Origin of the sequence: Rheinheimera sp. SA_1, from assembly GCF_001669775.1 — a bacterium.
Taxonomy (GTDB): Bacteria; Pseudomonadota; Gammaproteobacteria; order Enterobacterales; family Alteromonadaceae; genus Pararheinheimera.
Genome location: NZ_LXWK01000011.1, coordinates 1,082,802 through 1,107,655, shown reverse-complemented (window position 1 = coordinate 1,107,655; position 24,854 = coordinate 1,082,802). Strand labels below are relative to the sequence as shown.

Sequence of the window (24,854 nt, the reverse complement as noted above, 5' to 3'; positions counted from 1 at the left end):
TGTTGCTTTAGCTGGAGCTGAAATCAATCCGCTAAATCCCGCCCCGATCTTTGAATATTGCCATTTCCGTAACAATCACAAGCTTCGGCGCAAATTCCCTCTATGTCAGCAGAGTGTCATATTTCGTTACATCTTGTGTAAAGTGTCGGTTGTAACCTTGCTATCGAAGGGCGTAGTATAACGCCGGTAAAACTACCTTTTTTCCCTCCATTCAGGAATAACTCAAATGAAAAAAATTACCCTGCTGGCGGCTAGCGTCGCTTTCGCACTTGGTCTGGTGGGCTGTGATAAAGCGCCAACAGCTCCGGAAACAGCCAAGCCAGAAGCCCAAGCCACCGCAGCACCAGTTGCGGCATTGCTGTCTGGCGTCGACAAAGAAAACTTCGACCCGGCAGTTAAGCACAGCGAAAACTTCTTTTATAGCGTCAACGGCACTTGGCTTAGCAAAACCGAAATCCCGGCGGATAAATCAAACTACGGCTCATTCACCAAATTAGCCGATGATGCCCAGGTTGCGCTGCGCACCATTATCGAAACTGCCGCTGCGAAACCGAATAAAACACCAGGTACTGACGAGCAAAAACTTGGTGACTTCTACACCAGCTATATGAACGAAGCCGGCATTGAAGCTTTAGGCAAAACGCCGATCGAAGCTGATTTAGCCGCCATCGCTGCTATTGCTGATGCGAACCAGTTGGCCACTGCTTTTGCCCAGTTCCAACATATGGGTGCTGCGATTCCACTGGGCTGGTACGTCAATAATGACGAAAAAAATTCAACGCAATACGCGGTGTATTTAGGTCAGTCTGGCCTGGGTTTACCGGATCGCGATTATTACCTGAAAGATGACGAAAAATTCAAAACCATCCGCGCTTCCTACGTCACATACATCAAAGACATGCTGACGCTGTCTGGTGTAGCTGATGCAGAAAAAGCCGCCGAACGTATTCTGGCGCTGGAAACCAAACTGGCTGGGGCGCAGTGGTCTCGTGTTGAAAACCGCGATGCCGACAAAACTTATAACAAATTCGCCAAAGCCGATTTAGCCAAAACGCTGGGTGGTTTCCCATGGGAAACTTTTGCTAAAGCAGCGAAGTTGGACGGTGTGAATGACATCATCGTGCAACAACCAAGCTATATGGAAGCATTTGGCAAGATCTACGCTGAAACTGACTTACAAAGCTGGAAAGATTACCTGGCGCTGCGGTTAGTGTCTGAATTCTCAGGCAAACTGAGCAAAGCCTTTGTTGATCGTCAGTTCGATTTCTACGGCAAAGTGTTATCCGGCACTTTAGAGCAACAACCACGCTGGAAAAAAGCCGTCAACGCTTCTGATGAAGTGTTAGGTGAAGTGGCTGGTAAACTCTATGTGGCAGAGCACTTTAAGCCAGAAGCCAAAGCGCGGATGGAAGTGTTAGTGAAAAACCTGATCCAGGCCTACCACGACAGTATCGACACGCTGGAATGGATGACACCGGAAACCAAAAAAGCTGCCCATGAAAAACTGAACAAGTTCACGCCGAAAATCGGTTACCCGGACAAATGGAAAGATTACAGCAACTTAAGTATCAAAGCTGATGATTTGGTTGGTAACTACAAAGCGGCGACTGCCTTTGGTTACAGCGAAATGCTGAACAAACTGGGCAAGCCAATTGACCGTACTGAGTGGTTTATGACCCCACAAACCGTCAACGCTTATTACAATCCAACCAACAACGAAATCGTGTTCCCAGCGGCAATTCTGCAACCGCCATTCTTTAATATGGAAGCGGATGACGCAGTGAACTACGGTGGTATTGGCGCGGTGATTGGTCATGAACTGGGCCATGGTTTTGACGATCAAGGCGCTAAGTACGATGGTGATGGTAACCTGCGTAACTGGTGGACCGATGCTGACAAAGCTGAGTTCGAGAAACGCGGCAAACAGCTGGTTGAGCAGTACGCCAAGTACGAACCGCTGCCAGGTGCGCACGTCAATGGCGAGCTGACTTTAGGCGAAAACATTGGTGACTTAGGTGGCCTGACGGTCGCACTACGTGCTTATAAGCTGTCGTTAGAAGGTAAAGCTGCCGCTAATATCGACGGCTTCACTGGCGAGCAACGCTTCTTTATCAGCTGGTCGCAAGTATGGCGTCGTAAATACCGCGAAGAAGAACTGCGTAACCGCCTGATGACCGACTCGCATTCACCAAGCGAATACCGTGCTATCGGTATCGTGTCGAATATTCCGGAATTTTACACGGCGTTTGACGTGAAAGAAGGCGATAAAATGTATATCGCACCGGAAAACCGCGTCAAAATCTGGTAATTGCTGACCTGATTATTTGATTGAAAAAGGCCGCATTTGCGGCCTTTTTTACATTTAATCCGGTATAGTTTTTGTGAGATGTTGATTTCCATATACGAAACTGTGTTTTAAACGCTACCACCATTCAGCAAACTTATACCCACTATAAGCCCGTCAGCTTATACTTGCATGTCAATTCAGGCGTTTTTTTCTTATAATCCAGCCTGTTTAGATTCGATTGAAAACCGCTGTGATACAGGTTGCAGTGGACCAACCAGAGGATACAACTGTGCTTCAACAATATCGTGAACATGTGGCCGAACGCGCCGCTCTTGGCATTCCTCCACTGCCATTAAACGCTCAGCAAGTAGCGTCATTAACCGAATTATTAAAAAATCCAGCAGCAGGCGAAGGCGCTTTTCTGGTCGATTTACTTGAAAACCGTATTCCACCAGGTGTGGATGAAGCCGCTTACGTCAAAGCTGGTTTTTTAACTGCTGTCGCCAAAGGCGAAGTGCAAAGCCCGTTAGTGACGCCAGAGCGCGCCACCGAACTTTTAGGCACCATGTTCGGCGGTTACAACATTCAGCCGATGATTGATTTGTTAGACAGCCCGAAATTAGGCGCTTTAGCGGCCAAAGGTTTATCACACACTTTACTGATGTTTGATTCTTTCCACGATGTGAAAGAAAAAGCTGATGCTGGCAATGCTCACGCCAAAGTCGTGATGCAAAGCTGGGCTGATGCCGAGTGGTTTACCAGCAAGCCTGCTATCCCAGAAAAAATCACCGTCACGGTATTTAAAGTGACCGGCGAAACTAATACTGACGATTTATCACCAGCACCAGATGCCTGGTCACGCCCAGATATCCCACTGCACGCTTTAGCCATGCTGAAAAACGTGCGTGATGGTATCGAGCCGGATGCACCTGGTTCGAAAGGCCCGGTCAAGCAAATCGAAGCGCTGATCGCCAAAGGTTTCCCATTGGCTTATGTTGGTGACGTGGTTGGTACCGGTTCAAGCCGTAAATCTGCCACCAACTCAGTGTTGTGGTTTATGGGTGAAGACATGCCATTTGTGCCAAACAAGCGCACTGGTGGCGTCTGTTTAGGCAGCAAAATCGCGCCAATTTTCTTTAACACCATGGAAGACTCTGGTTCGCTGCCAATCGAACTTGATGTCAACAGCATGGCGATGGGCGATGTGATCGACATTTTCCCGCATCAGGGTGTGGTCAAGCGCCACGGCACTGACGAAGTGATTTCTACTTTTGAACTGCGTTCAAACGTGCTGTTAGACGAAGTGCGTGCCGGTGGCCGTATTCCGTTGATCATCGGTCGTGGTTTGACTGACAAAGCCCGTGAAGCCATGGGTCTGCCACATTCAACGGTGTTTGAACGTCCGGCGGTCACTGTCGTCACCAACAAAGGTTTCACCCTGGCGCAAAAGCTGGTCGGTACAGCTTGTGGCGTGAAAGGTATTCGCCCAGGCCAATACTGTGAACCAAAAATGACCACCGTTGGTTCACAAGACACCACAGGTCCAATGACCCGTGATGAATTAAAAGACTTAGCTTGTTTAGGCTTCTCAGCTGATTTAGTGATGCAGTCTTTCTGTCACACGGCCGCTTATCCGAAGCCAGTTGACGTGAACACGCACCACACGCTGCCAGATTTCATTATGAACCGTGGTGGTATTTCACTGCGTCCGGGCGATGGTGTTATTCACAGCTGGTTAAACCGCATGTTGCTGCCAGATACTGTCGGTACCGGTGGTGACTCACACACCCGTTTCCCACTGGGTATTTCCTTCCCGGCAGGCTCTGGTTTGGTGGCGTTTGCCGCAGCGACGGGCGTGATGCCGTTAGATATGCCGGAATCGGTGCTGGTGCGCTTTAAAGGCGAAATGCAGCCAGGCATCACCCTGCGTGATTTAGTCCATGCCATCCCTTACTATGCAATCCAACAAGGTTTGCTGACGGTGGAGAAAAAAGGCAAGGTCAACATTTTCTCTGGCCGCGTGCTGGAAATTGAAGGTCTGGAGCAGTTAACTGCAGAACAAGCCTTCGAATTATCTGATGCTTCTGCTGAGCGTTCAGCTGCCGGTTGTACCATTACGCTGTCTGAAGCTTCAGTGCGTGAGTATCTGGAATCGAACATCGTGATGCTCAAATGGATGATTGCCGAAGGTTACGGTGACCGCCGTACGATTGAGCGTCGTATTAATGCGATGAACGCCTGGCTGGCCAATCCAAAACTGGAACGTGCCGATGCTGATGCTGAATACGCTGCGGTCATCGAAATCGATCTGGCAGACATCAAAGAGCCAATCCTGTGTGCACCAAATGACCCGGATGACGCGCGTTTGTTGTCTTCAGTACAAGGCGACAAGATTGATGAAGTGTTTATCGGTTCTTGTATGACCAACATCGGCCACTTCCGCGCGGCCGGTAAATTGCTCGACAAGTTCAAAGGTCAGATCCCAACCCGTCTGTGGATCGCACCACCGACCAAAATGGACAAAGACCAGCTGACTGAAGAAGGTTATTACGGCATTTTCGGCCGCGTTGGCGCGCGGATTGAGATCCCGGGTTGTTCATTGTGTATGGGTAACCAGGCTCGAGTTGGCGACAACACTACTGTGGTATCGACTTCGACCCGTAACTTCCCGAACCGGTTAGGGCAGGGCGCCAATGTGTATTTGGCGTCAGCGGAACTGGCTGCAGTTGCTTCGATCATCGGTCGTCTGCCAACAGTGCCGGAGTATCTGGACTACGCCAAGCAGATTGAAACCACGGCAGCGGATACCTACCGTTACCTGAATTTCCATCAGATGGCGCAGTATACGCAAATCGCTTCCAATGTGATTGTGCAGCAAGCTGTTTAGTCTCGAACATCTTGTTATGTAACTAAAAAGGGCCCGTTCGCGGGCCCTTTGTTATTGCAGCGCTACGACAGCAATGCGATGTTCAGTTCAATCTTCGTGGAGCACTCGGATGGAATTTGATTTTATCTATTTACCGGACAGCCGGATATATCAGCTGCAGCTGCCGATGGAACAACATGCGCTGCAACGATTTTTGCTGGATGAATTTGAGCGTAAAGCCTCTTCCTATCAGTCACTGTTTGACGATTTACTGCAACTGGGTCCATACAGCGAATATCAATTTGACGGTCGCGAATACATTCTGAGAGTCGAACGCCAGGAAGTGCTGGTGTACCACTATAGCGTCGGTCAGTTTGATGAACGCGATGCCGAGCTTGACCCGGAACTCACCACCGACGATGCCAGTTTAACCGCCGAATGTGGGCTGGAAGATTTAATTCATCTGCTGACCCAGTGGCAGCAATTTTTACCCAAATAATGTAAACAGTGGGGTCAGAGTCAATTGTTAACTAAGTTAACAATTGACTCTGACCCCACTGTTTACATTTAGAATTGCACCTTCACTACTGCACCCCAGCTGGGAAATAACGCACCGACTTGGTGCGTTTTTTTTGAACGATGATCTTCAGAATAAACTAACTCAATGATTTAAATGACTTTTACAACATGGCACAAGGTTTTCTTATCTATTTGGCAACTGCAACAAGTTAGCGGCCTGGTTTGCGCCCGGTCCAAGCCTAAAAAGGATAAAAACTATGAAACTGGTATGTGCCATTATCAAGCCGTTTAAGCTTGACGATGTCCGCGAAGCGATTGCGGATATCGGCATTGAAGGCCTGACCGTCACTGAAGTGAAAGGCTTCGGTCGGCAAAAAGGTCACACCGAACTTTACCGTGGGGCGGAATATCAGGTCGATTTCCTGCCAAAGGTGAAGTTGGAAATCGCCACGCTGGACGAAAATGTCGAACGTTTGTTGCAAGCCATTACCAAGGCTGCGCATACCGGTCGGATCGGTGACGGTAAAATTTTTGTTTACGATCTGGAGCAAGTCATCCGGATCCGTACTGGTGAAATGGACTCAGAAGCCATCTAGGAGAAGTTTATGCAAGAACAAATTTTCCATTTACAGTATGCCATGGACACCTTCTATTTTCTGGTGTGTGGCGCCTTAGTGATGTGGATGGCAGCTGGTTTCGCCATGCTGGAAGGCGGTCTGGTTCGCTCTAAAAATACCACCGAAATTCTGACGAAGAACTTTGCGTTGTACGCCATAGCCTGCCTGATGTATCTGGTCTGTGGCTATCAATTTATGTACGGCGGTGGTTTTTTCTTAAGCGGTATCGAAGCTATTGATGTTGATGCAACTTTAGCGGGTTTTGCTGAACGTGAAAACGGTTTCACCGGTAAAGCGATTTACTCCAAAGCCTCTGATTTCTTCTTCCAGGTGGTGTTTGTCGCCACGGCGATGTCGATTGTTTCAGGTGCTGTTGCCGAGCGGATGAAGCTTTGGGCATTCTTCGCCTTTGCAGTGGTGATGTGTGGATTTATCTATCCAATGGAAGGTTCATGGACCTGGGGCGGCCAAGCGGTGTTTGGCTTGTACACCTTAGCGGATTTTGGATTCTCTGATTTTGCCGGCTCTGGCATTGTGCATCTGGCCGGCGGTGCAGCAGCATTAGCGGGTGTGTTACTGCTTGGTGCTCGTAAAGGTAAATACGGCAAAGATGGCAAAGCACATGCTTTCCCTGGTGCGAATATGCCAATGGCCACTTTAGGTACGTTAATTTTGTGGTTGGGCTGGTTTGGTTTTAACGGTGGCTCCATGTTAAAACTAGGTGATATCGGTAATGCGCATGGCGTGGCGATGGTCTTCGTGAACACCAACATGGCTGCAGTCGGTGGTGCGTTAGCAGCACTTTGTATGTCGATGCTGTTGTTCCGTAAAGCAGATTTAACCATGGTATTAAACGGTGCATTAGCAGGTCTGGTCGCTATCACGGCTGAACCTTCAACACCAACGCCATTGTTAGCGACTGTATTTGGTGCTGTGGGTGGTGTGTTGGTGGTGTGCTCAATCATCGGCTTGGATAAACTGAAAATTGATGATCCGGTTGGTGCGATTTCGGTGCACGGTGTCGTAGGTTTGTTTGGCTTAATGATTGTCCCAGTGACTAAAGAATCTGCTTCGTTCACCGGTCAACTGGTTGGCGCGGCGACGATTTTCTTCTGGGTATTCATTACCAGCCTGGTCGTTTGGTATGTGTTGAAGTTGGTGATCGGGATCCGTGTCACTGAACAGGAAGAATATGATGGTGTAGACCGTTCAGAATGTGGCATCGAAGCCTATCCTGAGTTTGTTGCATCGTCGAAGTAAGCAGTCTGGCAGGTTCGGTGGGGATCTGTCGGGAGCGGTTTGCAGAGTTAACAGCTAGCCCTAGAGGTTAACCCTGCAAACAAACTTGACCCACTAAGTCGTCTATCCTTGTCCTTTGTCTTTTATCAGACAGCCCCGTCGGTGAATGCTAACGGGGTTTTTTATTTGGTTCAGCTAGTGCATGAAACGATTACTCGTTCAAACGCTGCTTCTGCTCATAATTTGGACGCCCCTAATGTAGCAGTACATTTATTCGGCGAAAAGAGCAAAAATGCATAAGTGAAAATCTTTCATCCGTCTGCCGTCATCTGTCATCCAATTGCCATAGCTATCTGCTAGTGGTGGAGGGTGTTCAATTATTTTTGGATAGTTGGATAGTTGGATAGTTGGATAGTTGGATAGTTGGATAGTTGGATAGTTGGATAGTTGGAGCGTGGTGTACAAAGTGAAGCTCCACAAAAAGGAAAGCCGCACTAAAAAGTGCGGCTACCATTAAAACTTTTACAATATCCATATTGTTACCCTTGCGGGTCATTCATCCCTGCTCCTTGCGGAGTCATTCGCGCTGTGAAGGTTTTAACATCCATGCTACGTAAAACACTGCCACCACAGAGTAAAACGAAAGCTCATCCTGAGCTGTCCACTGTCCTTATTGAAATCATCCAGATTTCAAAGCTCATCCTGAGCTGTCCACTGTCCTTATTGAAATCATCCTGATTTCAAAGCTCATCCTGAGCTGTCCACTGTCCTTATTGAAATCATCCTGATTTCAAAGCTCGTCCTAAGCTGTCCACTGTCCTTATTGAAATCGTCCTGATTTCAAAGCTCATCCTGAGCTGTCCACTGTCCTTAATGAAATCATCCTGATTTCAAAGCTCATCCTGAGCTGTCCACTGTCCTTAATGAAATCGTCCTGATTTCAAGCTTTTCCTTAAGCGTCCATTTCCATACTGATTTCATCCCGAAATCAGAGCTCGTCCTGAACTTCCTGAATCTGTCTGCGCATCCACTGCTATTTGTGCTATCTGGCACTTACTGCGTTGTGGTTTGTATTTGGCGAACCACAACTGACATCCAGTCACCACATCCAATGTGGGCAAAACTTATTCTCAATCCGATGAACATAGTATGCGTTGAATTTACGTAAAAATGCGGCTGCTGCCAGCGAACACTGCAGTTGTCATTGAATTGAAATAACGAGAGAAAATTAAAATATCTATATAAAACAGTGTTTTGAAATGAATCGTGAACTTTTTTTGTGAGAAAAAACTGCCATGTCTTACTGATATGTGAGATATATCTCACACACTGATGGCAGATATGTCCGTTTATCCGCAAAGGATGGTAATCTTTTAGTGAACCTATTATCCTGTCGGCCGTTCAATTAACACTGAATTCTGGACCTGAAACCACGATGGCACGCGAACAGTTGGGCATTTGTGCCGAAGCAAACTTACACGGCATGGTATTGCTGATGAATGCAATGGATGGGCATCAAGCCGCCATTCGTTTACAGCTCGCTAGGTTGCCTGCACTGGTGCAAAGACTATCCGACCAGTTTTCGGAATCAAATTTGTCAGCAGTGGTGGCCATCGGAGTTGGATTTTGGGATACATTGTATGTAAATCAAAGACCTAAAGATTTACAGCCCTGGATGCCATTGTCAGTTGATGATCTTGATATGCCGGCGCTGCCCTTTGATTTGCTGCTGCAAATTCGCGCTGATCGCTACGACGTATTGCATCTTGCTGCACAACAATGTTTTCAATTTCTCAATCAACATGTTGAACTGGCGGAACAAATTCATGCGTTCAGGTACATGGACGGTCGGGATTTAACTGGTTTTATTGATCAGCCGGATGCACCGAAAGGACGTCGTAAACGCGAGCTCGCACTCATTCCAGAACAAAACGATGCGGTATTTGCCGGTGGTAGCTATCTGCATTTTCAGCGTTACCGTTTGGATATGACACGTTGGCAGCAGCTGACTCAGCAACAACAAGAAGCCATTATGGGGCGTCGAAAAATCGACGGTCAGCGTCTGGCTTTGGCGCAACTTGATGATAATAGTCATGAAGTAAAAGCGAGTTGTGTATCAGTAGAAGGGCAGCCTTTGCCCTTGGTATTTCAAAACATGCCATATGGTCAGTTAAAAGTGCAAGGCATGTTGAATCTTGGTTTTTCAGCAGATGCCAAGGCGTACCTGCGTTGGTTGAAAAACAGAATGGGACAGCCAGGTGGGCAAAATTATGATTTGTTGCTGGATTTTATTCAGGCTGACTGCGGCGCCGCTTTTTTTGCGCCATCAGTCAATTTTATGGAGCAGCAAGCCGGGTTATAGCTGGCTGCTTTTTCGCCGGCAGTGTTTTGGCTTTTCAATCATCAATCAGACTTTTTCGAACAATTCAGTCACTTTTTTCAGGGTGAAATTGATGTTTTTTACGCTGGTCGGTGCGATAAAAATAGTGTCGTCACCGGCGATAGTGCCAAGTACACCTTCCGCTTTTCCTACAGAATCCAATAATCTGGCAATCAGCTGAGCCGCGCCTGGGCTGGTTCTGATGATGATCATCACATCATTATGTTCAATATCTAACACCAATTGCCGCAGTGGGCTTTTGGTTGTTGGAACCCCTAATTCCGGTGGTAAACAATAAACCATTTCCTGACGGGCATTCCGTGTACGTACAGCTCCGTATTTACTGAGCATCCTCGATACTTTGGACTGACTGACATTATCGAACCCGTCAGCTTTTAATGCCTCAACGATGTCGCTTTGTGAGCCAAAACGCTCTTCTTTTAATAAAGATTTAAAAGCGGAAATCAGTGCTTCTTGTTTTGATTGTTTGGTCATCATCTATCGTTCTTATCAAATTAACCGGCCAATTGCAGCAAAGTTAACACAGCTAGCCGGACATGGCAGTAAAATCGGGTTAAATGCGCTAAAATGCTTAGACTTTAGGCGTAAGTCATTTGTAATTTGCCCGTGATTTCAGTATTGTTGGCGCGTTTTTTAATGAACCGTAAATTGGGAGAATAGCATGAAAGTTGCCGTATTAGGTGCTGCTGGTGGTATCGGTCAGGCCTTATCTTTATTACTGAAGTTAAACCTGCCTGCTGGCACGGATTTAGCGTTGTATGACTTAGCTCCGGTAACTCCGGGCGTTGCGGTAGATTTAAGCCATATCCCAACGGCCGTCAAAGTGACTGGCCATGGTAAAGAAGATTTAAACACGGCACTGGCTGGTGCTGACATTGTGATGATCCCTGCCGGCATGCCACGCAAACCAGGCATGGATCGTTCTGATCTGTTCAACATCAACGCAGGTGTTGTAAAAACACTGGCAGAAGCAATTGTGCAGCAATGTCCAAAAGCTCTGGTTGGCATCATTACCAACCCGGTCAACACCACAGTTGCTATCGCGGCTGAAGTATTCAAAAAAGCCGGTACTTATGATGCAAAACGCCTGTTTGGTGTGACGACATTAGACGTGATCCGCGCTGAAACTTTTGTTGGTGAATTAAAAGGCAAAAACCCTGCTGAGCTTACTGTTCCGGTGATTGGTGGTCATAGCGGCACAACTATTCTGCCACTGCTGTCACAGATTGCAGGCGTTAGCTTCACTGCAGAAGAAGTATCATCATTGACGTATCGCATTCAGAATGCCGGTACTGAAGTTGTTGAAGCCAAAGCCGGTGGCGGATCTGCAACTCTGTCGATGGGGCAGGCTGCTGCACGTTTTTGTATGTCTTTAGTCAAAGGCTTACAAGGCGAATCAGTAACTGAATATGCCTATGTTGAAGGAAACGGCGAACATGCGCGTTTCTTCGCACAACCAATTACCTTAGGCAAAAACGGCGTTGAAGCTTTATTGTCTATCGGAACTTTGAGTGCTTACGAACAACAAGCCATGACTGATATGCTGCCGACATTAAAGGCAGACATTACGTTAGGCGAAGAGTTTGTGAATAAAGCCTGAAGTTTTTAAATGAAAAAAGCCAGCTGATGCTGGCTTTTTTATGGAATATCCATATTAAATTGCAATAAAACAATCAGTTATAGCCTAAAGCTAGGCTTAATGATTTCGTTCCACCGCCATGTCTGCCAACGCAAGCAACGCCTGTTTATAAGGCGACTCGGCTAAAAATGCGATGGCTTCCCGCGCCTTTTGCGCTTCTTGTTCAGCGATATTGCGGGTGTATTCGAAAGCTGCAGTTTCTGCAAGAGCAGCCATGATTTCATCAAGTTTGCTCAAACCGTTACTTTCGATGATGGCTTCGCGGATTAAGGCTTGTTGTTGTGGATTTCCGTGCCTTAACGCATAGATGAGCGGTAATGTTGGCTTGCCCTCTGCCAGATCGTCACCAATATTCTTACCAAGCTCGTCAACGTCGGCCTGGTAATCAAGCACATCATCTATCAATTGAAAGGCAGTTCCTAAATGCATGCCGTAATTTTGCATGGCTTTGGTAACGCTTTCGTCCTGATCGGACAGCACAGCGGCGAGTTGGGTCGCAGCTTCAAACAGCTTGGCCGTTTTGCAGTAAATGACCTGCATGTAACTTTCTTCAGTAGTATCCGGATCGTTCACATTCATCAGCTGCAATACTTCGCCTTCAGCGATGATATTGGTCGCATCTGCCAGAATTTCCATCACCCGCATTCTGCCAAGTGACACCATCAGCTGAAATGATCGAGTATAAAGGAAGTCACCAACCAACACACTAGCCTGATTGCCAAAGACCGCATTCGCCGTTTCTTTGCCTCTTCGCAGCATCGACTCATCGACAACGTCGTCATGCAATAAGGTTGCTGTGTGAATGAATTCGATAATAGTGGCGAGCGTGACATGTTGCTGGCCTTGATAGCCCAACGCGCGCGCAGCCAGAACCGCCAATAATGGACGTAGCCTTTTGCCACCACTATTGACGATATAAATACCAAGTTGATTGATTAAAGCGACATCTGAACTGAGCTGAGAAAAGATGTACTGGTTGACTGCTGCCATGTCGTCTTGGCTTAACAGCTTGATTTCATCGAGCGTCATTCTGAATAACTGCACCAACGGTTAAAGTGGCTTGATTCTACACCAAGAGCCAGATCGGCAAAACTAAAACTGCAGCATTTTGTGAAGTGCTGATCTTTTTCAGAATTATGCTTGCGAGGGTAGGGGAAATTGCGTACAATTCGCGCCCTGTGAATGTAATTAACACGCCCCTTATGTGGCTGGCGTGATCTGTACGGAGTTAACTATGTACGCGGTTTTCCAAAGTGGTGGTAAACAGCACCGTGTGACTGAAGGCCAAACCCTTCGTCTAGAAAAACTGGACTTAGAAAAGGGCGCAATTGTTGAATTTGCTGCTCTGATGGTTGTAAATGGTGAAGAAGTCAAAATCGGTACTCCTTTAGTTGAAGGCAGTAAAGTTACTGCGGAAGTGGTCAATCATGACCGTGGCGATAAAGTTAAAATCGTCAAATTCCGTCGTCGTAAACACTCTCGTAAACAAGCTGGCCATCGTCAGTGGTTTACTGAAGTGAAAATTACTGGCATCAGCGCTTAATTTCAGGAGTAACGACTCATGGCAAGTAAAAAAGGTGTAGGTAGTACACGTAATGGTCGTGATTCAGAAGCGAAACGCTTAGGTGTTAAGCGCTTCGGTGGCGAATCAGTATTAGCTGGTAACATCATCGTGCGTCAACGTGGTACTAAATTCCACGCTGGCACCAACGTTGGTATCGGTAAAGACCATACCCTGTTTGCTTTAACTGACGGTAAAGTTCAGTTTGAAGTAAAAGGCGAACATAACCGTAAATTCGTCAGCATCGTTAGCGAATAATCGGAAAGCTTTTTGAAAAAGCCCCGCCTGAGTGCGGGGCTTTTTTTATGTACAGGACATTGATGTCGCTCAGCACCATGGGAATGCGTAAGCCTTTCCAGTAAAATAGAAATCAAAGAGTATTCCCACACTACGTCAGTAGTTGTATTGAGAAACCAATTCATATTTGTTGATATTGCAGCGTTTATATCAATTAAACGGCAGCAACTGGTCGACTGGAGTGATTGTTTTTTCGCCGAAAGTCATGCTTGGGTTTATAATATCCGCAAGCAAAATAGCAGGATAGGTCAGATGAAATTTGTTGATGAAGCGGAAATCCGCGTCGAAGCCGGTGACGGTGGTAATGGCATAATTAGTTTCCGCCGGGAAAAATTTGTCTCCAAAGGTGGCCCTAACGGTGGCGATGGCGGTGACGGCGGCGATGTTTATCTGCAAGCTGATACAAACCTGAATACCTTGGTTGACTTTCAATTTGAGAAAATTCATATCGCTCAAGGCGGCCAAAATGGCATGAGTACCAACTGTACCGGTAGACGCGGTGAAGATATGGTGCTGCGTGTTCCTGTTGGTACTCGCGCAGTCGACATTGATACCAATGAAGTTTTAGGTGATCTGACCCAAAATGGTCAAAAGCTGATGGCGGCAAAAGGCGGTTGGCATGGTTTAGGCAATGCCCGTTTCGCCAGCAGCACCAATCGTACACCACGGAAAAAAACCAACGGTACGCCAGGTGAAGTGCGTAACTTACGGCTTGAGTTGTTATTACTTGCTGATGTTGGCATGTTGGGATTACCAAACGCTGGTAAATCAACGTTTATCCGCGCAGTGTCATCGGCGAAGCCAAAGGTTGCCGACTATCCATTCACCACATTAGTGCCTAATTTAGGTGTGGTCCGTACTGAAAGCGCCAAATCATTTGTGATTGCAGATATCCCGGGATTGATCGAAGGGGCTTCTGAAGGTGCCGGTTTAGGTATCCAGTTCTTAAAGCATTTGGAACGTTGTGGTTTGTTGCTGCATATGGTTGATGTATTGCCGGCAGATGGTTCTGATCCAGCTGAGAACGCCCAAGTCATTATTCAGGAACTGGCGAAATATAGCGACAAACTCGCGCATAAGCCACGTTGGTTAGTGTTTAATAAAATCGATTTAGTGTTGGAAGACGAACTCGATGAAATTAAACAACGTGTGATCGAGACGATTGGCTGGGATGGCCCTGTTTATACAGTATCGGCTGCTTCACGCACCAATACCGAGCAGATGTGCCGTGAAATTCAGCAATATTTAGATGTGCTGCCAAAAGAGGTGGTCACTGAGCAATTGCTGGATCCGGTACAGTTCAAATGGGATGACTATCATGAGCAAGCCATGGACTTATCAGATGATTTGGACGACGATGACGATTTTGATGACGACGATTATGATGTAGAAGTCATTTATCAGCGCTAAGGATTTTAGATGAAGATTGCCTTGGTAGCGGCGATGGCCAATCAGAATGTGATTGGCCTGAAAAATCAAATGCCATGGCATATGCCAGCCGATCTTGCACATTTTAAGCAAGTGACGCTGGGCAAGCCAGTCATTATGGGGCGCAAGACCTATGATTCGATTGGCCGCTTGTTGCCTGGCCGTCGCAATATCATTATTAGCCGGCAGCCAGCGCCACAGCAACTTGCTGCTGACTGGGTTCATTCGATTGACGAAGCGCTTGCGCTGGTTGCAGATCAAGCTGAAGTCATGATCATTGGTGGTGCTGAATTGTACAAGCAAATGCTGCCACGCGCTGACCGACTGTACCTCACCCATATCGATCTCGACACTGCAGGTGATGCTTTTTTCCCTGACTATCAAACCGAAGCCAACTGGCGACAAATAAGCAGCGCAGAATTTGCTTCTGATCACAAAAACCCGCATTCCTATCGTTTTGTTTTACTTGAAAAGTAAAGCTGTCGTGTTGGTTGATTGCGCAGCGTATAACATGTTGCTACTATTAGTTCGGTCTGGATCCTAACTGTTTGAGAGGTCGTCTATGAAAGTATTACCAGCGATGTTATGCAGTTCGCTGTTAACTGGTCTGTTTGTGGTATCTCCTGTAGCGCATGCTGATCAACAGTTGGCTGCGTCGATGTGTGACTATGTTAAAGCAGATGATAAAAACCGTTTTCGAAAATTACTCAGTGATAACCGCTTACGTCTGCGTAATATCTATGACGGCGTTATGTGCGATGGCCATCCGCTCGTGCGTTTTGCAATCGTCAGCAATGCAGCTGGCGCCGGCGAGTTTATTATTAAGCAGTTACCCGCTACACAAATTAGCTCATCAGGTGATATCGCGTGGGCAGAAGCAAATCATGCAAGCTCAGCATTGATTGCAGTGTTAAAAGAACGTGCAGGTGGCGGTGACTAGTTAGTTACTTCAGAACCAAAAAAACCGCAGCAATGCGGTTTTTTTATGTCCATGGACGGACGGTATGGTGATTTCGGGCTTTCGAAATGCCAACGATTTGGCATTTCGCCGACATCACGCCAGAGCCTCTGGGACTGGCCGGTGACTAATGCCGGGAGCGTTTTTTAGTAGATACTCAGTTCGAACCTGGCAAATCGCGGGCAAAAAAACACCGCAGTGCGGTGTTTTTTATCATGAATAACCTTGGTTACACTTTAAACTGATCAACCGATTGACGCAGTTCTTCAGCTAAGCGGGCTACTTCATGGCTTGAATCAGAAGTTTGTTCAGCGCCTGAAGCAGTTTCTTCAGCGATATTTACAATCGATTCCAGTAATTTACTGATCTCATGTGAAACCTGATTTTGCTCGCGAGCCGCGTGCGAAATTTGCTCGCTCATATCGTGTGCTAAGTGCACCGCATGGGTGATGGAATCCAGCGCCTGATCGGCAATTTCAGTTTGCGCCACACAGTTTTCTGCCTGACGTTTGCCTTTATTCATTGCTTCTACAGCGGCATGTGCACCAGATTGCAGTACCTGAATCATCGCCTGGATTTCCTGGGTCGATGACTGGGTTTTGCTGGCAAGTGAACGTACTTCATCAGCAACCACCGCAAAACCACGACCTTGTTCACCGGCCCGTGCTGCTTCAATCGCAGCGTTTAATGCCAGTAAGTTAGTTTGCTCAGCGATGCCACGGATAACATCGAGGATGCTGCCAATGGAGGCGCTGTCCTGGTGCAGTTTGTTGATAACTTTAGAGGCTTGTTCAACTTCCTGCGACAACTGCAGAATGGTTTGTTTGTTGGTATTAGAAATACCTTTAACCCGTTCCGCTTCACTGTCGGCATGTTTGATTTCTGCCAGCGCATCACTTGAGCTTTGCATTACGCCTTGTGAGGTACTGCTCATTTCGGTCGTGGCTGTTGCAGCTTGTGTCACTTGTGACTTCTGCTCACGAATCGCCTGCGTCGATTGAACGGTAATGGCCGAAGTTTGCTCTGAAGCTGCCGCAAGCTGCGTAGAACGTGAAATAATGCCTTGGATCAACTGGCGCAGATTACCAATAACCTGATTACAGTTGCGTGCCAATTCACCGAATTCATCGCTGGCTGTGTCGTCTAAGCGTTTGGTTAAATCTCCTGAAGCGACAACACCTAAAATTTCATTCACTTTAGCCAGTGGGGTAGTGATGCTGCGAACGGTTTGCATAGCAATCCCGATAGCGATGGCGATTGATACCAGTACCACCACAAAAATGGTCACGACAGCTGAACTGACGCTAGACTCAGCTTCCTGCTGAATTTCACCAGCTGCAGTACGTACTTTTGCCAGCAACTGTGCAAGTGCCTCAACTGCCGCTGTGGTCTGTTGTTCTGTGGTTGCAAGTAACTTGGTCGCTGTAGTCTGCGCCGTTAAGCGCTGCTGCTTCAAGGTTAAAATACCTTCAGCACCGCCAATTAACTCGTTAATTTCATTAATTTTGTCATTTAAATCTGTCACCATCTCCACACTATCACCCGTTTCGGCGGCGATGATGGCCATTTTTGCGACGATATCACTTAAACGATTTTTAACTTCATTGCTTAATGTATCCGCTGTTGCTTGCGCGTTAGTCCGTGTTAAGTCAACTACAGTACTGACCAGTGCGTTCATACTGGTTTCCATTTCCGTGGCTGCTTCAGTGGATTTTGGAAAACGGCGGCTAACATCGCGTACATCAGAAAAATCAAGAATCAGGGAAGCTGCGTCATCTGAGCTGCCTTCTAAATCTGACAACTTGCTGTTCATCTGGTCGCGCAGGGTCAGACTTTTTTTCAGGTCGGCGAACAATGCATTACTACCGGTGCTGAACTCGTCATATTCTGAGGAAAGCTGTTTAAAGCTGGCTGCGAGTACCGGCTCTGCTGCGACAACCGCTTGCAGAGCTTTTGCTGCAGTGTCGTATTGAGATTTTTCGTTGTTAAACTCACCTTCGAGCTTAACCACGTCTTTCACTTCTTCACTGTAGAACGCCTGCAAACTGATTTTGCTCATTTTGACAAATTCACTTTGCAGCGCTGCACTGTTTTCGAGGGCTGGAATGGAGATGCTATTCACCTGATTGGTGGAATCACTGATCTCGCTCAGACTGTAGTAAGACGTGCCCCCTAAAAACAGTAACAATATTAAAATAGCGCTAAAACCACCTACAATTCGCATTGCTACAGTTAACTTCATGTGGAACTCCCAAAGGGTTTGTAATTAGTCGCTCGATTGTGCGTGCGGTTCGGCCTGACGACCAATTGTGCAGTCAAAAAACGATCGTATTATAGTTGTTTTTTGTATCCTGTGACACTATAACGCCGTTGCGTTTCAATACAATAGGCTGTTAAAGAATTTCCCCAGACGCATCCTGTATCCAGTGCATGGATCTTTTGTACAGAGCATTGACCTTGTAAAGCTGCCCAGTGACCGAAAAAAACCTCCGGGTGCTGACGCTCTCGCCAGAATTCAAACCAGGGTTTTAAATCGGGATTGGTCGATATTTCACCTTTTTCTTTCAGCTCCAGCCGACCATCTGCATAACAATAGCGCATACGGGTCAGACTGTTAATGCTAAAGCGCAGCTTCTCTGCCGTGGTTGCGGCATCAGACCATAAGGTCGGCGTATTGCCATACATCTGGCTAAACACAAATTCCGGCCGATGTTGGAGTTCCATAGCGACATGCTGACTGGCCACCAGCGCCATTTGCAGATCCCATTCCGGAGCTAATCCGGCATGAACCAGTAACAAGTTTTGCTCTGGTTCGAAGTGAAGTAGTGGTTGTTGTAGCAGCCAGTCGGCAAGTTGTTGTTTATCTGGTGCTTGTTGCAAAGGCGTCAGTTGATCGGCGGCAGAAATTTTGCCAAACCCATACAAAGAGGCCAGAAAATTCAGATCATGATTGCCAAGCACGGTGATGGCATTGTCCGCCAATGCTTTGACGAAGCGCAGACATTCGAGTGATTTTGGACCCCGTGCAATCAAATCACCGCAGAACCACAGCTGATCGCAGTCGCTTTGAAACTTAATTAACTGCAATAACTCCTGCAGTTGATCAAAGCAGCCCTGAACATCGCCAATCACATACCTTGCCATATCAGTTCAGAATATTTGGGATGGCCAGACGAAACACCGGAATTTGTGCATGAAAGCTTTCTCCGTTGGCAGCAGTCATTTCATAGTGACCTTGCATGGTGCCGACCGGTGTTTCCAACACGGCGCCGCTGGTATAGGTATAACTAGTACCTGGAGCGAGTTCCGGTTGTTCGCCAATGACACCGTCGCCATACACTTCACTGTGTTTGCCGTTAGCGTCGGTGATCGACCAATAGCGGCGCAGCAGTTTCACTTTTTGCTCACTTTGATTGCGGATGGTGATGGTATAAGCAAACACAAAACGTTCTGCGGCAGCGTCGGATTGGTTTTCAACGTAAAAAGTCTCAACCTCTATCGGAATGGCAAACTGACCGCTCATACTTTACTTTCCGGCTGTTGTGATAACCACTTGGCGATCCGGATAAACTCGCTGACCGGCAATTGTTCCGGACGTAGCGAGGGATCGATACCAAGGCCTTCAATTTGCTCAGCAGTGGCAAAATTACTGAAACAATTGCGCAAGGTTTTGCGACGCTGATTAAAGGCTTCCAGACAAACCCGGTTTAGCACCGTCACTGGTACGCCATCACGTTCGCTGTCAGCTTTAGGAATAAGCCGCACCACAGCGGAATGAACCTTCGGCGCCGGTTTAAATGCACCTGGCCCAACTTCTACGACAGGCATGGCGTGACAAAAAAACTGTGTCATCACGCTGAGACGGCCATAAGTTTTAGAGCCATGACCAGCGGTCATGCGTTCAACCACTTCTTTTTGCAGCATAAAATGCATGTTTTCAATATGTTCTGTAAATTCGAACAGGTGAAATAGCAAAGGCGTTGAAATGTTGTACGGCAAATTACCAAAAATTTTCAGCTTGCCACCAGCGGGCACCAAGGTGCTGAAATCAAATTTCATCGCATCGCCCTGGTGAATGGTCAGCTTGTCGGAAAGTGTCGGATGCTCGCGCAAGCGCTGAGCCAAATCCCGATCCAGTTCGACGACCGTCAGGTGACCACTGCGTTCTACCACCGGTTCGGTTAATGCGCCAAGGCCGGGGCCAATTTCAACCAGATGTTCACCTGGTTTTGGTGCTATGGCTTTAACAATACGTTCGATAACTACCGGGTCGTGCAGGAAGTTCTGGCCAAATCTTTTGCGGGCGGTGTGGCCCATATGTACTTTATCTGTCATTGCGTGAATTCGATTGAGTCGCTAAAAAAATCGCCTGATCCAAAGCATGATGAAAGCTGCCGGCATCGGCGGTGCCGGTGCCTGCTAAATCGATCGCAGTGCCATGGTCGACGGAAGTGCGGATCAGCGGTAAACCCAGGCTGATATTGACCGAACGGCCAAATCCTTTATGTTTCAGCACAGGTAAACCCTGATCATGATACATCGCTAATACAGCATCAGCGTTGTCGAGATATTTGGGTTGAAACAGCGTGTCGGCCGGAAGAGGGCCGACCAAATCCATACCTTCGGCGCGCAGGTCGTTTAAGGTCGGGATCATCACATCGATTTCTTCCCGGCCTAAATGGCCATCTTCACCAGCATGTGGATTTAACCCACAGACATAAATCCGCGGATTGGGAATGGCAAATTTTTGCTGCAAATCTTGCTGCAAAATCCGCAGCACCTGGGTCAGGCGCTCACGGGTAATGGCCTTGGCGACATAAGCCAGCGGAATATGGGTTGTTGCCAATGCTACCCGCAGCCCCTCAGTTGCCAGCATCATCACCACGTAAGGTGTATTGGACTGATGGGCGAAAAACTCGGTATGACCGCTAAATGGAATACCGGATTTATTAATAATGCCCTTATGCACCGGACCTGTGACGATGGCAGCAAATTCGCCGGAGATTGATTTTTCTCCGGCAAAGGTCAGGGTATCCACTACATAACGGCCATTATTTTCATTAAGCACACCAGGTACCACCGGCTGTGCAACCTGAAATGGCGCTATGGTGAGCGTTCCGGCTGCTTGTGGTGTCGCCGGATTCTCCGGTTGATAGGGCAATAAACTCAACGGCAGCTGTAACAATGCTGCCCGTTGTTGTAACACTTCCGGATCGGCGCACACCACCAGTTCAACCGGCCAGCTTTGCTGCGCCAGTTGAATAATGAGATCAGGACCAATGCCTGCCGGTTCACCGGGTGTTACGCCAATTCTTAGGGTCATTCAGTCTCAGCCAGAATTTCAATAAAGGCCTGGTCACGTAATTCGCGCAGGAAGTTACTGGATTCTTCATTATAACGGCGGTTGTAAATCAGTCGTGTGACTTGTTCACGCTTCTTCTCAGCGGTGGCATCCACGGTACGACGGTCATGCAATTCAATAATATGCCAACCAAAATCTGAACGGAATGGTTCGCTGATTTCACCTTTTTTCATCTTGGCAATGGTATCGCGAAACGCCGGTACATATTTACCAGGATCAGCCCAACCCAGCTCACCGCCTTTTAATTTTGAACCCGGATCTTCCGAATGCTCACGGGCGAATGCTGCGAAATCGCCTTTGCCGGCTTTGTACTCTTTAACGAAGTTAGTCAGGGTATTTTTCGCTTTTTCTTCGCTGACGATAATTGACGGTTTAATCAGCACGTGGCGGGCATTTACTTCCTCAAATTCAACAACGTTAGCGCCGCGAATATCAAAAATAGTCAGAATATGAAAACCAGCGCCTGAACGCAGCGGGCCAATCATGTCTGTTTTCTTTTTACCACGGATCTGGTCAGCAAATAGCGTTGGCATTTCGTTGATATTCAGCCAACCCATGTCACCGCCTTCCAATGCGGTTTCAGCAGAAGATGATGCGATAGCGATTTTTTTGAAATCACTGCCGCTACGCAATAACTCAATGATTTTATTTGCTTTAACTTCAGCTTCTTTCATTTGTTCAGCATCTGGCTGGCTTGGCAACGCCACCAGAATATGGCCGATATTGTATTCTTCGTTACTGGCACCTTGCTGTTCCATCAGTTTGGTAACAGTGTCGATTTCCTGCGGACTAACATAAATACGACGTTGCACGTTGGCGCGCAGCACTTCTCCGGTGGTGATTTCTTCGCGCAATCTTTCGCGGAAAACTTCGTAACTGCCTTCTTCCCGCACCACTTGATTACGGAATTGTTCCAGCGTCATTTTCTGCTCGCGGGCAATATTTTCAATTGTTTCATCAAGCTGTGGATCGGTAATTTGTAAACCCATTCGCTTCGCCATCTGCATTTGCAGGCTATTCAGAATGAGTCGTTCCATCGCCTGCGTACGCAATGCACGATCCGAAGGCAGCGTCTGGTTTTGACGGCTGGCATTGGTTTTTACCCGTTGCACCATCTCGTTTACTTCACTTTCAAGGACCACGCCGTTGTTGACAACAGCAGCGACCGCATCCACTTTCGTTTCAGCAGCCTGAGTGCTCAGTACGAAGCAGGTCGTTACGGCAACAGCAATCAACTTTTGTAACTTCATAAAATTCCACATTAATTATTTAATAAATAAGGGCGGCGGTAGCCAAAAATACCACTTGATAACATATCCGACACATCAAATCCGGCTGAATCACCAAAACCTTTTAACACAAATCGCAGCGCAATGCCGCTGTCTAGTTTGACCGGATGTGCGAAATTATCGATCGCGAGGTCAAGATTGGTTTCGATTTGCCGTCTGGCGACCAGGCGAATAGCCCAGCAGCAAGATTCGTATTGAAAACCGACGTTGGCTTCAATCATCCGATGATTGTTGATGTCCCGGTAGTAACTGGCCACTGCCTGCCATTTATCAGCGATGGGCATGGTGCCCAAAGCGCCAAGTTGAGCGATTTCGTTGCTTGAGACATCCCGGCTATAGCGATGGTTCAACTGAAATATTTTTTTATCATCGGCCCGATAATCGAGTGATACGCTGCTTTTGACCATGCGTTTGGTTTCAGAATCATACTGTACACCACCGTTAAGGAACCAGCGTTGTTGCCAGTGCAGCAGTGTCTCGGCAGCGAAAATCGACTCGGTCGCTGCGATGGCCGGTGGTTGACCTGGCGCAATTTCAAATTCGGTTTTGGGTTCATCTAAAAACAGGATTTGGCCCATACTGAAACGAAAGCGTTCAGTGTCCAACTGGTCGTAGACCCGGGTGGTCCAGCCAAGCGTCAGCTGATTGGTGTCGTTAATCCGATCCAAACCGGAATAACGATTTTGCCGGAATAAACCGTAATAATCGTCCTGTAAGCGGGCAGTATCAAACAAGCCAATATTGCGCTGATCACGGTATGGAATATACAAATATTGAATTTGTGGCTCCAGCGTTTGCAATGAATTGGCACCAAACCAGCTGGTATCGCGCTCGAAGTTCAGTTTGCCGTTCATACTGAGCTTGGGCATGCTGCGTTGTACCGATTTATCCAGCACTGCAGAGGGAAGCTGCAGGTCTTGCTGATAATAGGTTTGCAGCAAACTGCCTTCAAACAACAGCTCCAGTGCTGCGGTGTTATAGGGCAGCCTGACGGTTGGTTCAAGGTGTAAACGATCGGCCGCTTTGACCAGCTGACTGTCGTTGCTAAAGTGTGCGTATTGCCCTAACCACAAAAATTGCAACCCGCCGCCTAACTCTAATGGCTTGGTGGAGCTGAGGTTCAATTGCGGCAGAGCTGCGTAAGCTTTATTGTAATTACCAAGAATTTCAAAGCCTTGCATTTGTAAGTCAGAACGGACGTAATCACCGTAGTAACTCAGCGTAGCCTGACGGTAAAGCTGGGTATCACTTTGGTTGTTGATGTCGGAACCCAGTTCAGTCAGGTAACTGTCATCGCTGATATCGGTAAAGTCGACCGTCGCTCGCCAGCGGTCGTTAAAGTCGGCTAAATGACTGATATGCGACAAGTATCTTTTGCCAAAATCTGCGGCTTTATCTTGATCTTTATTCAGATATTCTAAGTACAGGCTGCCCTGATGCTGGCTGGTTAAATAACGAAATTCAGATTTCAGCTGGGTGCCGCGCTGGCTCATGTAACGCGGCGTCAGGGTGGCATCATAGTTGTCGGCAAGGTTCAGATAATATGGAACTTCAACATCGAGCCCCAGTTTTTGCGAGCTGCCGATTTTTGGGAATAGCACCCCGGTTTTGCGTTTGTCATTGACCGGGTAGGTCATGTACGGCAAATACAATACCGGAATATCTTTAATCTTAACCACCGAGCCCCAGGCTTCACCCCAGCCATCTTCGGCGTTGATGCTGATTTTGTCAGCGGCCAGTGCCCAGCCGTTATCACCTTCCGGACAAGTGCTGAATGTTGCTTGATTGAGGACCACACCTTGATCGGACGCCGACATTTCATTGGCGTATCCACGGCCTGCCTGACTGATAAAACGATATTCGGCGTCACGCATTGTCACTTTGTTTTCAGCCAGTTGCGCGCTGAACGAGCTGCTGCTGACTTTCAGTGCTGAGCTGTAATAGCTGATGCCGCCATCGGCGAACATACTTTGGTCAATTTTGCTGACGCGAGCCATTGGCGCAGTTAATAAAGTATCGCGGTAGGTCAGTTGTAACGGGCCGGTAAATTCAGCGGTTTGGTTATCAATAAGTTCTGCTTTATTGGAGTCAATTCGCAGCTGGTCGTCGTTTTTATCCAGCGTGGCCATTATGGCCGGAATGTCGGCTTTGGGATAACACAGCTGCACAGGTGCTGAGTCTGCAACCCGTGGCGAGTTTTCTACCTGAGGAGTGACGTCAGCCCAAATTGCAGGGGAGGTGCCAGCGAACGCCAACAACAGCCATTGATTTAATAAAGTTCGTTTCATCCAGCAGTCTCAGAATTGATGCATGTTGCTTAAGCCGACCGCAAAAACAGCAGGATGCTCATGATAAAGCAATTTTCTGTGCGTTGCTAATCAGATATAGTGC

21 protein-coding genes are annotated in these 24,854 nt (G+C 47.4%); 12 read left to right on the top strand and 9 right to left on the bottom strand.

Features of this window, described 5'->3' with window-relative positions:
* Nucleotides 1-226 precede the first annotated feature (226 nt).
* The 6 genes from A5320_RS05605 (at nucleotide 227) to A5320_RS05575 (ending at nucleotide 9,890) form a co-directional block, all read left to right on the top strand.
* Entirely contained in the window at nucleotides 227-2,308 is a 2,082-nt protein-coding gene (locus A5320_RS05605; protein WP_068062042.1) for a M13 family metallopeptidase, read from the top strand.
* Nucleotides 2,309-2,576: 268 nt separating this feature from the next.
* Nucleotides 2,577-5,174 (top strand): bifunctional aconitate hydratase 2/2-methylisocitrate dehydratase, encoded by a 2,598-nt coding sequence (acnB, locus tag A5320_RS05600; RefSeq protein ID WP_068063021.1) that lies wholly within the window; start codon nucleotides 2,577-2,579, stop codon nucleotides 5,172-5,174.
* 109 nt (nucleotides 5,175-5,283) lie between these two features.
* Entirely contained in the window at nucleotides 5,284-5,652 is a 369-nt protein-coding gene (locus A5320_RS05595; protein ID WP_068062040.1) for a YacL family protein, read from the top strand.
* A gap of 277 nt (nucleotides 5,653-5,929) precedes the next feature.
* Entirely contained in the window at nucleotides 5,930-6,268 is a 339-nt protein-coding gene (locus tag A5320_RS05590) for a P-II family nitrogen regulator (RefSeq protein ID WP_068062037.1), read from the top strand.
* A 9-nt stretch (nucleotides 6,269-6,277) separates the two neighbouring features.
* The gene (locus tag A5320_RS05585; protein WP_068062034.1) at nucleotides 6,278-7,549 is read left to right on the top strand and encodes an ammonium transporter; all 1,272 of its coding nucleotides are present in this window, start codon (nucleotides 6,278-6,280) and stop codon (nucleotides 7,547-7,549) included.
* 1,414 nt (nucleotides 7,550-8,963) lie between these two features.
* Nucleotides 8,964-9,890: a Dyp-type peroxidase gene (locus A5320_RS05575; protein ID WP_068062030.1), complete on the top strand. Its 927-nt coding sequence runs from the start codon at nucleotides 8,964-8,966 to the stop codon at nucleotides 9,888-9,890.
* A gap of 45 nt (nucleotides 9,891-9,935) precedes the next feature.
* On the opposite strand, the gene argR is transcribed toward A5320_RS05575, so the two are convergent.
* Nucleotides 9,936-10,406, bottom strand: a complete 471-nt coding sequence (argR, locus tag A5320_RS05570) for a transcriptional regulator ArgR (protein ID WP_231916655.1) — start codon at nucleotides 10,404-10,406, stop codon at nucleotides 9,936-9,938.
* Nucleotides 10,407-10,590: 184 nt separating this feature from the next.
* Here argR and mdh point away from each other — a divergent pair, with 184 nt between their 5' ends.
* A complete protein-coding gene (gene mdh, locus A5320_RS05565; protein ID WP_068062027.1) occupies nucleotides 10,591-11,529 on the top strand; it encodes a malate dehydrogenase in 939 nt (312 codons plus the stop codon).
* A gap of 96 nt (nucleotides 11,530-11,625) precedes the next feature.
* Here the strand turns inward: mdh and ispB are convergent, their stop codons facing one another.
* Nucleotides 11,626-12,597: an octaprenyl diphosphate synthase gene (gene ispB, locus A5320_RS05560; RefSeq protein WP_068062024.1), complete on the bottom strand. Its 972-nt coding sequence runs from the start codon at nucleotides 12,595-12,597 to the stop codon at nucleotides 11,626-11,628.
* Between the two features lie 205 nt (nucleotides 12,598-12,802).
* Between ispB and rplU the strand changes: the two genes are divergently transcribed.
* The 5 genes from rplU to A5320_RS05535 all read left to right on the top strand — a co-directional run bounded on the left by rplU (nucleotide 12,803) and on the right by A5320_RS05535 (nucleotide 15,794).
* Complete coding sequence (gene rplU, locus A5320_RS05555; RefSeq protein WP_068062020.1) at nucleotides 12,803-13,111, top strand: 50S ribosomal protein L21; 309 nt, start codon at nucleotides 12,803-12,805, stop codon at nucleotides 13,109-13,111.
* Between the two features lie 18 nt (nucleotides 13,112-13,129).
* Nucleotides 13,130-13,387 (top strand): 50S ribosomal protein L27, encoded by a 258-nt coding sequence (gene rpmA, locus A5320_RS05550; RefSeq protein WP_068062017.1) that lies wholly within the window; start codon nucleotides 13,130-13,132, stop codon nucleotides 13,385-13,387.
* A 291-nt stretch (nucleotides 13,388-13,678) separates the two neighbouring features.
* Nucleotides 13,679-14,836, top strand: a complete 1,158-nt coding sequence (gene cgtA / locus A5320_RS05545) for an Obg family GTPase CgtA (RefSeq protein ID WP_068062014.1) — start codon at nucleotides 13,679-13,681, stop codon at nucleotides 14,834-14,836.
* A gap of 9 nt (nucleotides 14,837-14,845) precedes the next feature.
* The gene (folA, locus tag A5320_RS05540) at nucleotides 14,846-15,331 is read left to right on the top strand and encodes a type 3 dihydrofolate reductase (RefSeq protein WP_068062010.1); all 486 of its coding nucleotides are present in this window, start codon (nucleotides 14,846-14,848) and stop codon (nucleotides 15,329-15,331) included.
* A gap of 85 nt (nucleotides 15,332-15,416) precedes the next feature.
* A complete protein-coding gene (locus A5320_RS05535) occupies nucleotides 15,417-15,794 on the top strand; it encodes a DUF3718 domain-containing protein (RefSeq protein ID WP_068062006.1) in 378 nt (125 codons plus the stop codon).
* Between the two features lie 247 nt (nucleotides 15,795-16,041).
* On the opposite strand, the gene A5320_RS05530 is transcribed toward A5320_RS05535, so the two are convergent.
* The 7 genes from A5320_RS05530 to A5320_RS05500 all read right to left on the bottom strand — a co-directional run bounded on the left by A5320_RS05530 (nucleotide 16,042) and on the right by A5320_RS05500 (nucleotide 24,751).
* Complete coding sequence (locus A5320_RS05530) at nucleotides 16,042-18,054, bottom strand: methyl-accepting chemotaxis protein (protein ID WP_068062003.1); 2,013 nt, start codon at nucleotides 18,052-18,054, stop codon at nucleotides 16,042-16,044.
* An 89-nt stretch (nucleotides 18,055-18,143) separates the two neighbouring features.
* The gene (locus A5320_RS05525; protein ID WP_068061997.1) at nucleotides 18,144-18,956 is read right to left on the bottom strand and encodes a symmetrical bis(5'-nucleosyl)-tetraphosphatase; all 813 of its coding nucleotides are present in this window, start codon (nucleotides 18,954-18,956) and stop codon (nucleotides 18,144-18,146) included.
* Nucleotide 18,957: 1 nt separating this feature from the next.
* Complete coding sequence (gene apaG, locus A5320_RS05520; RefSeq protein WP_068061996.1) at nucleotides 18,958-19,335, bottom strand: Co2+/Mg2+ efflux protein ApaG; 378 nt, start codon at nucleotides 19,333-19,335, stop codon at nucleotides 18,958-18,960.
* Nucleotides 19,332-20,147, bottom strand: coding sequence for a 16S rRNA (adenine(1518)-N(6)/adenine(1519)-N(6))-dimethyltransferase RsmA (gene rsmA, locus A5320_RS05515; RefSeq protein ID WP_068061995.1), 816 nt, complete (start codon nucleotides 20,145-20,147; stop codon nucleotides 19,332-19,334). Before rsmA ends, apaG begins: the two co-directional genes overlap by 4 nt.
* On the bottom strand, nucleotides 20,137-21,135 hold the full coding sequence (gene pdxA / locus A5320_RS05510) for a 4-hydroxythreonine-4-phosphate dehydrogenase PdxA (RefSeq protein ID WP_068061994.1): 999 nt from the start codon (nucleotides 21,133-21,135) through the stop codon (nucleotides 20,137-20,139). The genes rsmA and pdxA overlap by 11 nt, the downstream gene beginning before the upstream one ends.
* Nucleotides 21,132-22,424, bottom strand: a complete 1,293-nt coding sequence (surA, locus tag A5320_RS05505) for a peptidylprolyl isomerase SurA (protein ID WP_068063016.1) — start codon at nucleotides 22,422-22,424, stop codon at nucleotides 21,132-21,134. Before surA ends, pdxA begins: the two co-directional genes overlap by 4 nt.
* Nucleotides 22,425-22,435: 11 nt before the next feature.
* Nucleotides 22,436-24,751 (bottom strand): LPS-assembly protein LptD, encoded by a 2,316-nt coding sequence (locus A5320_RS05500; protein WP_082971549.1) that lies wholly within the window; start codon nucleotides 24,749-24,751, stop codon nucleotides 22,436-22,438.
* Nucleotides 24,752-24,854: the final 103 nt, after the last annotated feature.